At 42.6% G+C, this 9,022-nt stretch carries 10 protein-coding genes and 1 pseudogene; 5 read left to right on the top strand and 6 right to left on the bottom strand.

The features are described from left to right. Nucleotides 1-213 precede the first annotated feature (213 nt). Both O9334_RS05730 and O9334_RS05725 read right to left on the bottom strand, forming a co-directional pair. The gene (locus O9334_RS05730) at nt 214-1,275 is read right to left on the bottom strand and encodes an ABC transporter permease (RefSeq protein ID WP_002801333.1); all 1,062 of its coding nucleotides are present in this window, start codon (nt 1,273-1,275) and stop codon (nt 214-216) included. Between the two features lie 9 nt (nt 1,276-1,284). Next, a complete protein-coding gene (locus O9334_RS05725; RefSeq protein ID WP_002737799.1) occupies nt 1,285-1,803 on the bottom strand; it encodes an adenine phosphoribosyltransferase in 519 nt (172 codons plus the stop codon). Nucleotides 1,804-1,901: 98 nt separating this feature from the next. Here O9334_RS05725 and O9334_RS05720 point away from each other — a divergent pair, with 98 nt between their 5' ends. Both O9334_RS05720 and O9334_RS05715 read left to right on the top strand, forming a co-directional pair. Continuing rightward, the gene (locus O9334_RS05720) at nt 1,902-2,528 is read left to right on the top strand and encodes a DUF3038 domain-containing protein (protein WP_287999656.1); all 627 of its coding nucleotides are present in this window, start codon (nt 1,902-1,904) and stop codon (nt 2,526-2,528) included. Between the two features lie 2 nt (nt 2,529-2,530). Further along, the gene (locus O9334_RS05715; protein WP_045358673.1) at nt 2,531-3,184 is read left to right on the top strand and encodes a DUF4335 domain-containing protein; all 654 of its coding nucleotides are present in this window, start codon (nt 2,531-2,533) and stop codon (nt 3,182-3,184) included. 10 nt (nt 3,185-3,194) lie between these two features. On the opposite strand, the gene O9334_RS05710 is transcribed toward O9334_RS05715, so the two are convergent. Both O9334_RS05710 and O9334_RS05705 read right to left on the bottom strand, forming a co-directional pair. Continuing rightward, nucleotides 3,195-3,503 (bottom strand): HigA family addiction module antitoxin, encoded by a 309-nt coding sequence (locus O9334_RS05710; protein ID WP_045358675.1) that lies wholly within the window; start codon nt 3,501-3,503, stop codon nt 3,195-3,197. Between the two features lie 82 nt (nt 3,504-3,585). Next, nucleotides 3,586-3,732, bottom strand: coding sequence for a hypothetical protein (locus O9334_RS05705; protein ID WP_287999655.1), 147 nt, complete (start codon nt 3,730-3,732; stop codon nt 3,586-3,588). Between the two features lie 68 nt (nt 3,733-3,800). Here O9334_RS05705 and speD point away from each other — a divergent pair, with 68 nt between their 5' ends. The 3 genes and pseudogenes from speD to O9334_RS05690 all read left to right on the top strand — a co-directional run bounded on the left by speD (nt 3,801) and on the right by O9334_RS05690 (nt 5,164). Next, nucleotides 3,801-4,208, top strand: a complete 408-nt coding sequence (gene speD, locus O9334_RS05700; RefSeq protein WP_002795793.1) for an adenosylmethionine decarboxylase — start codon at nt 3,801-3,803, stop codon at nt 4,206-4,208. 59 nt (nt 4,209-4,267) lie between these two features. Then, the gene (locus O9334_RS05695) at nt 4,268-4,582 is read left to right on the top strand and encodes a DUF6464 family protein (protein WP_045358676.1); all 315 of its coding nucleotides are present in this window, start codon (nt 4,268-4,270) and stop codon (nt 4,580-4,582) included. Between the two features lie 69 nt (nt 4,583-4,651). Further along, nucleotides 4,652-5,164: pseudogene (locus O9334_RS05690) on the top strand (L,D-transpeptidase). Here O9334_RS05690 and O9334_RS05685 read toward each other — a convergent pair. Together O9334_RS05685 and O9334_RS05680 are read right to left on the bottom strand one after the other, a co-directional pair. After that, nucleotides 5,126-5,776: a TIGR04282 family arsenosugar biosynthesis glycosyltransferase gene (locus O9334_RS05685; RefSeq protein ID WP_287999654.1), complete on the bottom strand. Its 651-nt coding sequence runs from the start codon at nt 5,774-5,776 to the stop codon at nt 5,126-5,128. The pseudogene O9334_RS05690 and the gene O9334_RS05685 overlap by 39 nt on opposite strands. A gap of 349 nt (nt 5,777-6,125) precedes the next feature. Then, nucleotides 6,126-8,855, bottom strand: coding sequence for a caspase, EACC1-associated type (locus O9334_RS05680; protein WP_287999653.1), 2,730 nt, complete (start codon nt 8,853-8,855; stop codon nt 6,126-6,128). Nucleotides 8,856-9,022 lie beyond the last annotated feature (167 nt).

Raw genomic sequence — 9,022 nt, 5'->3', positions numbered from 1 at the left:
TGGGGGGTTCTACCCCCCAAACCCCCCGTTGGGGGCGTGGCGCCGCCCCCAAACCCCCCGCGCATTAGTTTTTCGGTGGGATGCTTACACGCAGCTGCTGATACATCTGTAATAATTTAAGGGTCACTGATAATTGCTGATTGTCCCTATTTCTGCAAATGTGAGATGCACCCGTTGGGTAGTGGGAAATTTAGCTGAAATTTCCCTATCACCCTACTTTAAATCCTCCAATTTAATCCTAGGATCTACAGCTTTGAGAAGTAAATCAGCCAGGAGATTACCGATAATCAACATAGTAGCCCCCATCATTAAACTGCCCATAACTAAATATAAATCTTTAGCCGTCACAGCTTGCAGAATTAAACGACCTAATCCGGGCCAGTTAAAGAAAAATTCGGCGATAAATGCCCCACTTAACAAACTGGAAAATTCAAAGCCCAAAAGAGTTATCAGGGGATTAATAGCATTGCGTAAAGCGTGGACATAGATAACTTTATTTTCCGGTAAACCTTTCGCCCTGGCAGTTTGAATATAATCCTGTCGCAGAACATCTAATAATTGTCCCCGCATCAATCTTTGTAATCCGGCAAAACTGGTAACTGTCAGGGCAATAGTTGGTAAAATCATGTGCCAAGCGATATCTAAAACTTTACCGATAGGGGAATATTCCGAATAGTTAATACTGGTCATATCACCCACCGGTAAAAGCGGCGAGACATTTTGGGCGAGAATTAGCAGTAAAAGGGCAGTGATAAAACTGGGGAAACCTTGACCAAGATAACTGATAACTCGAAAAAATTTATCGATAAATTGGTTTTGTTTGACGGCGCTGAGAATGCCCAAGGGAATCGCAATCGCCCAGGTTAGAATGATGGAAGTCAAAGACATTAATAACGTCGCTGGAATTCTCTCTAATAATAGGGAAGACACGGGACGAAAATAGGTAAAACTCAGACCAAAATTAAACTGAGTTACCACTTGCCACAACCATTTAAAATACTGGACAATCGCCGGGTCTTTTAAACCAAAAAGGGCAATATATTGTTCTTTAGTTTCCTGACTAATCTTGGGATTAAGGTCAAGCAAAGCCAGAAAACCGCCTGGGGTTAATTGGATAATAGCGAAACTCAAAGCCGAGGCCAACAACAGAGTTAATAAACCCTGGAGAACACGCTTGACAATATATAAAAAAGTTTCGCTAGTTAGGAGAGATTGTAACCCATTAGCACTCGATCGAGCGTTTGCAGCCTTATAATTATCATCAGTCGCCGTCATAGAAAAAACCTAATAATCGATGAGGGTAATAATCGGTAAATCGGGTAATTTTTCCCGACCACCGAGGTCGATTAACTCGATGATAAAGGCAAATCCTAACACCTCACAACCAATTTTTTCTAATAAATCAGCCGTTGCTTTCGCCGTCCCTCCCGTCGCGATTAAATCATCGACAATTAAGACTTTATGATGGGATGCCACCGCGTCCTGATGAATTTCGAGGCTATCGCTTCCGTATTCCAAATCATACTCGATACTATGCACGGCGGCGGGTAATTTGCCCGGTTTCCGGACGGGAATAAATCCCGCTTCTAATTGGTATGCTAAAGGAACACCAAAGAGAAAACCCCTGGATTCCATACCGACAATGTAATCGGGGGATAAACCGTAATCGCGACACTTTGCCGTTAGGGTATCGATCGTGTAACGTAATCCTTGGGGATGATTGAGTAGGGTAGTAATATCGCGGAAGACAATACCCGGTTTGGGAAAGTCGGGAATATCGCGAATCAATGATTTCAGATCCATTCGGTTTCCGTGTCTCGTAAAATGGGGGACAGCTATCTATACAATACAATTTACAATACCCTGACTCGATCGCCCTTGTGTTTTAGTTCTCCTATATCATGACCCCTACTAGCCTAACGCCCGAATCTACAACATCAGCCACAGAAAAACCGGTTATTTTAAGCGTTTTACCCGATTTTCCGATTGCAAGTCAGCAATGCGCCCTACATCTCCAACAGCATATCGATTTAATGCTGTTAGCGTTGGAATCCTTAGAAGTCGGTGCCGGGGAGGCCCTGTTAGCCCTCTGTAAAGAACTAGGACTCGATAAAATTATCAAAAACCGGATTATTTTCTGGCGCTTACGCTGTACTAATCCGTGGCGAATTTCCTACACCCTCGACCGTCTGACCCTTGACCAAGCAAAAGCTTTAGTTATCATTGCCAGTTACCGGGCCAAACCCCTAGCTATATCCATCCGACAATTACTGTTAGCGCGGCAACAGATGGAATCAAAGGGTTTACCCGTGGATAATAATTTTCTTTTATCAGAATACCTAGAAAGATTTCGCTCCAATTTTCGCAGTCGCATGAACCCCCGGCGGGCCAAAGTATCGGTTTATCTAGCCGATGAAAATGCTTTAAATGAACTGGCTTTATCCCTCCTCGATCAGTTATTATTTTGTACTGGTACGACGGGAATGCAGCGGTTTTGGATTAGTTTATTTGATGGGGAGATCGTGTAAAAATGAGAAGACAGTATAGCCTGCCCAATTGTACCCTGATTCTCGATGGTTTCGGCGATGATTTTGCCCCGGCTAACCCCGGGGATAGCCGACCTTTACTCTCAATTTTGACTAACGTAGAATGTCGGTTAATCGGGGCCAATAAAGTCCTGCAAGGTGGTCGGGTTTTCTTGGAAAATTTGGTACAAGCGGTCAGTCAGTATGCCCAAGAATTTTTAAGTGGTGTTCGTCATCCCCAAGACCCCGTCCATGAACCAGATCATGTGTACCTAGAAAAGATTGACCATAATCTCCATCGTCTGGTCTGGTATCCATCAACGGACTTGAACATCCCAGAAAGTCCGGTGAAGATAGAAATCAGTACCGTGCAGTTATTCGATTTAATAGAAGCGATTGACCAATTTTTTGCCGATACTCGCACTTTACCTGACCTAACCCTGAAATTACAGCCAGTTTCCCGTCGCTACCATAAGGTGAATGAATCGGCGGCCAGTCGGACAGTACCTTTTTTGGCGGGATTAGGCAGTCTTGTCGCTTGCGCCCTACTTTTCTATCTGTTACCCGTCCCCCAAGTCCGTAAACCCGAAAATCCCCCCATTCCTGCCGCTTCTCCCAGTCCCACCGTCCCCACTAATCCCGTCCCCCCTCCTAGATAAAATTAGTCCCCTAAGCTAAATCTGTAAATGGAGTAATAGGAATTTGGTTATAAACTTCGGCATTCTTTGTCTGAGCTTGACGGAGATCGTAGTCTGTTTGAAGATTCAGCCAAAACTGAGGACTGTTACCAAAATATCGTGACAGACGCAAAGCTGTGTCCGCAGTGATACTACGCTTACCAGCTAAAATCTCACCGATACGAGTTTGAGCTACGCTTAAATCTTTGCTCAGTCTGTAGGGGGTAATATTGAGCGGTTCCAGAAAATCTAACTTGAGGATTTCACCGGGGTGGATATTGGGCAAATGGTCGCTGTTCATTGCATTTAGCTAATTTTAGTGGTAGTCCACCACACTCAAATCCTAACGCCTAACAATACTATTGTCAAGCAGACGTAAGCCTTCACCCCACACCCCACACCCTACACCCTACACCCGACACCCGACACCCCACACCCCACACCCCACACCCCACACCCCACACCCTTCTCCCCTGCTCTGTCCCAGTTTTTAGAGAAAGTAACCGAGAAAAACCAGATCTTTTTTGCACAAGTTAGAAAAATTGTGTTATGCTGGTAAATCTGTGAAGGTTTTTCGATAGGGAGTATTGAAAAAAAAATGACCAAACTGGGAACCCATTTGATTGTCGATGCTTGGCAAGTACCTGCTGACCTCCTCAACGATCCCGAGCGCATTCGTCGCGCTATCCTCGATGGAATTACGGCAGGAGAAGCAACGCTGATCGATTTGTGTGTCCACCAGTTCAGTCCCCACGGAGTTACCGCGACGGCGACTTTAGCTGAATCTCATATCGCGATCCACACCTGGCCTGAACACGGCTATTTCGCCGCCGATTTATTCTTCTGTGGTGCGGGTAAACCCGTGGTTGCCATGGAAATTTTGACCAAATCCCTGCAAGCAGGTGAGATTAAAGTGCGGGAACTAACCAGAGGATTCCCCAGTACTGCGGGAGTTTATGAAAGCAAAAAGGAAGAACCCCTTAAGTCTTCCCTGGTTATGGCCTAATTTCTAGCGCCGGCCTCAATAATAAGTTAGCAGCACTGGCGATCGCCTAAACTGAAATCGTGATCAGGATAACCTTTGTTTTTATCCTTGCCCTCTTTCCCTCTCTCGTTAGTCTCTGGTTGATTAACCGATCCCAACAGAGATTAAGTAACCGTTTGAGGGGGATTCGCTATCGTCACGAATACAGCCCGGTGATGGCCAGTGATTTTTTGTCAATTCCTCTAGAGACAGAAAATAAACCGGCCTTGATCGGTGATCTTAGTTGTCGTTTTAATGCCTATTCCCCCCATTTGCGTTGTGCGGTTAATCCCACAGGTCCCTGTGAAGGTTGTCGGCAGTACGAAGCTAAAACCGGCACAGCCCAGACGGCTTGAGCTTCCAAAAAGTTCCCTATTTGCTATCCTGAAAAATCATCGCTATCGCAATTGAGGAGTGTGGGAACAATGGCGTTCAAACGAAATTTGACCCTCTTAATCATCGGATTAGGATTAACTTGTTTACCCGTATATCCGGCCCAAGCTAACCAAATCAGCACTGTCACCCCGAATACGGCGGCCAATTAAACTCTCGCTACCCATCTGGTCTTAAAACTGAAAGAGAGAAAAGTTTACGTTTATCAAGATAAGCAAGTTTTAGCACAATTTACCGTCGCCGTCGGCAAAAAAGGCTGGGAAACCCCCACAGGTAAATTTGAAGTGCGGGAATTAGTTCGCAATCCCGTCTGGAAAAGTCCCTGGACAGGCAAAGTCAGCGCCCCTGGTCCCAATAGTCCCCTAGGGGAAAGATGGATCGGTTTTTGGACTGACGGCAAAAATTCCATCGGTTTTCATGGCACCCCTGCGGAAAATTCCCTCGGTCGCGCCGCTTCCCATGGTTGTGTGCGGATGCGGAATCAGGATGTGAAAGTGTTGTTTGATTTAGTCCGCATGGGAACCCCCGTCATCGTTCAACCTTAATTCTGGCAGGTATTTTTTTAAGATGGGCAGGTCTTCCGGGCGATCAATATCGGCTAATTTAGGCAGATAAGCGGTTTTTAAAGCCAGTTTAGCGGCGATTGTCTGGGTTTTTGCTAAGACTTCCCCCGTTCCCCAGGGAATACCGTCAAAAAGCTCTGGAAAGACCTGTTTTAAAGCAATTAGGTAGTATCCTCCATCTAACGCCGGCCCTAAAACCATATCGTGGGTTTTTAGGGCTTCAAAGGCTGCTAAAATCTCTTTTTCCCCGATTTCTGGACAATCTGTGCCAATAATAGCGATCGCTGTCATCCCTTGAGCAAAACCATCGGCAAAGGCATTTTGCATCTTTTCTCCTAAGTCTTTTCCCCGTTGAGAATGATAGGAATAATGCACACCTAACCAAGTACGCATTTTTTCCTCGCTGCCGCCATGGTAGTAAATGATCAGAGAGAGAAAACTCCTCAAACCCGCTAATTTACCGAGAGTATATTCGGCCAGTTTGCGGTGCAATTCTTCGGCTCCCTCGGCTGCCAAAGCTGGAATCATACGGGTTTTTACTTTCCCCAATTCCGGATAACGGGTAAAAATAATCAGTTGTTGTCTCCAGTCCACGAGTAATTGCGACGATGATATTAATTAAGTAGGGAGGCAAAATTATTTGTAGGATGGGTTAGCGGTAGCGTAACCCATGCAGGCGTTGGGTTTCATGCTTCAACCCAACCTACGTTCATCTTATATTTAATTCCACCCACCCACTTATTAGTTTTAGCCTACTGTCGATAGGAGGCAGGAAAGCCAATAAAACGGGCTTTATTGGCTTAGTATAGATTATTTTAGTTGGTTATTTAATTCTGTGTTGGGTTTCGTTCCTCAACCCAACCTACAAGAGGGGCGATCGCTTGATTGAGTCGAAACCTTTTTCCTAGCGGCATTTCAGACTTTTTCCGTCAACCCTGATTAGCTAGGGACTAGGCTTTTTGGGTGAGTTTAAACAGGATAAACCATCATCTTTAGCAGTAGGATGCTTGATTGGGACAAAAGCAAAATCTGAACTTAGTGTCCGACACTCCACAATGCGAACAAATTCTACGGAGGGATTTTGGGGATCGCCATTTTCATCGAATTGAATTGTCCCAGTTGCACCTTTAGTGACAAGAAAATCAAGAGACTTTAATTGTTCAAGGATATTAATTCGTGTGGGAGTATTTGCCTTTTCTAGAGCTTTTGTTAGAGCAAGAGTTGCATCATAGGATAGGGCCGTTATTGCATTAACAGAAGTTGTAGTCCATAAAATTTTGGCATCCTTAAGAAAATCCTGGTTAGGACTGGTTAAAGAATCCCAAGGAACCGTAATAACAAACTTTTGAAAAGGTTGTAGGTTGTTAATTTGTTCTAAGGTACGAGAACTACGAAGCCCCCATGATCCGATAACCCAATTTTGACTATTATTAAGTTTTATAAGTCTAATTGCATCGCCTTGAGCATCGCCAATTGCTTTTGGGAATAGTACAAGCCCTATTTCTTCTGTTATTTTTCCTTGTCTTTTTCGTAACTCTTGGATGGCTTCTTCTGCCTTAAAATTATTTCCGAGATCAAATTCATCTAATTTTACTACAGTTCCAGAGAATGGAGGGCGTGTAAAAATAGTTTTAAAACTATTAAAAAAAGATTCACTAAATGGACTTCCTTCACTATAAAAGCCCACCACTTTTTTAATAGACTTTTCTTGTAAAAATTTTGCAATGGCAGGAGATTGTTGCTCGACGGAAAAAACAGTTCGCAGAAAATTTTTTCTGGGGTGTTTAGTAAGCTCGCTAGTCGTTGATCCCGGAGAAATCAAAACTAAATTATTTTGATTATAAATATCCACCGTTGCTAGAGTCATTTCACTGGGATAGTGACCAACAACCCCTAAAATTTCAGGACGCTGGGAAAGAGATGATGCTGTCTTTTTGGCTAGTAATTCGTCATTTTCATCATTAGTAATGACAACTTTTAATCCCTTACCATTAATCGCTTTTTTATTGATAAAATTTTGATCTGGAAAATACTTGAGGAATGGATCATTGTCATTTAAAAGTCCCAGATTAATTTTTGTTTGTAATTGCGCTACTCCTCGTAACATTTCTTTTGCTCGACTATCACCATCATCATCATTAAAGTCACTTTGATTTTTGGGAATACTAACAGCAACAGCAATCGTGTAATATTGCATTTTATTGGCTTCTAGTAAAGCATTATTTAAGTAAATTAATGTTTCTGCATCTAGCCTATCCTGTTGCCATGCGTCCTTAAATCTTAACAGGGCTTTTTGATAATCACACTGTGCAAAATATTCTGTACCTTTCTTCTTGTTAAACGGTTGAGAGTAATTAAGAACTTCTTCTCCTTCACTAATAAAGTCTCCCGTTTGTTTTGGACAATTATCAGGGCGATAAATGGCAAATAAACTTACAACTGCTATTGATGCTATTCCTATGCTAACTGGCAGATTTAATTTGAAATTTTGGGGCTTTAAAGTTTTTATAGAATGCAAAATTTGGGCGATTTTTGCAGAAGGCGAAGTGATTGGTGGAATCGTCGGAGTAATGGGATAAACCTCATTTTGCACTTCTTCTTCAATCACCTGAATATCATCATCCCTCAGCCCGTAACGGCTTTGTAACTCTTTTAGTCTCCTTCTGTTTCCTTCTGTTATTGAAATAGAATCAGCTAATAATTCTCTAAAAGTTGCTTTGTACTCTGTTAGATTTTGTAATCTTTTTCTGAATGGCGCAAGATTCTCTTGTTCAATAATATCTGCCTCCTGTAATGATAAATCTAATTCGTTTCTTAGTTCATTTAGGCAGTTTCTTTCTACACGATTAAAATTTTCTTTACATATATTTTCCTTGCTCCATTCATCTAGAATTTCTCTAACCTTCTCACGATAAATAAATATAGGATTAGTGGCAGCAAGAGGAGATTTGGCTAAATAAATAGTATCCTCTCCTTCAAGAGAAAGATAAAATTTGGGAGTCATTGCCGGGGCAGCTTCCTTTACTCGTTCGCTGGCATACTCATGCAATTCATTAACAGAAATTAATTGATCACCATCCTTATCTGCTGCACCAGTTTCAATTCCTTCAACTAGATATTTTGTATAGATGGACAAATCTTTATCTTCCGACTCAAAAGAATATTCAATCGGACTAGAAGAGGTTAAAATCGCCCTTCCTTTACCTCCTAATTCCTCTTGAATGTTAAGTTCCCCTTTGATTGGCATTCCCTGAACCAATGCTCCGCTAAAACAGCAGTCGAGAATAATCATCTGCCTTTGGGAACGACTATTGTTCATATACTTATTAAGTTTACTTGCGGCTAAAATTGTTGAGATACGAAGCTCTCCATTCTGATCACGCTCAGTGTCTCTTGCACTTAGGCAAAATTCAGCCGTTTGATCTTTAAGACCATGTCCAGAAAAATATAAAAGAACTAAGTCGTCTCTCTGGCGATTAGTAAATAAATCCTCGACTGCTCTTTCCATGCTCCCTTTGTCTGGGTTAGACAACACTGTAACCTGATCAAAGGCTCCCATGTCCGGATGCTCTAATACTCGGCGCATTGCTTCAATGTCTTGAGTCGCGCTAGAAATTGAACGCAATCCTTCGGAATACTCGCTCACACCAATTAACAAAGCAAATTTTGCCATAATACCTTCTTTAACCTGAGATAAAGTGGGAGCATCTCACCTTTGCAATGAGCATAAATACTTAGTGGAAAAATAGGCTTTTCGAGGGTAATTCTTGTTTTAATTCTCCATGTACGCAGTCTTTAAAAGCCTCTATTTCGTTCCAAGACACGATTAAGAGTGGCTTT

The sequence above is a fragment of the Microcystis sp. LE19-8.1F genome (genome assembly GCF_027531715.1).
Taxonomy (GTDB): Bacteria; Cyanobacteriota; Cyanobacteriia; order Cyanobacteriales; family Microcystaceae; genus Microcystis; species Microcystis wesenbergii_A.
This window is presented reverse-complemented; position numbering and strand designations above follow the sequence as displayed.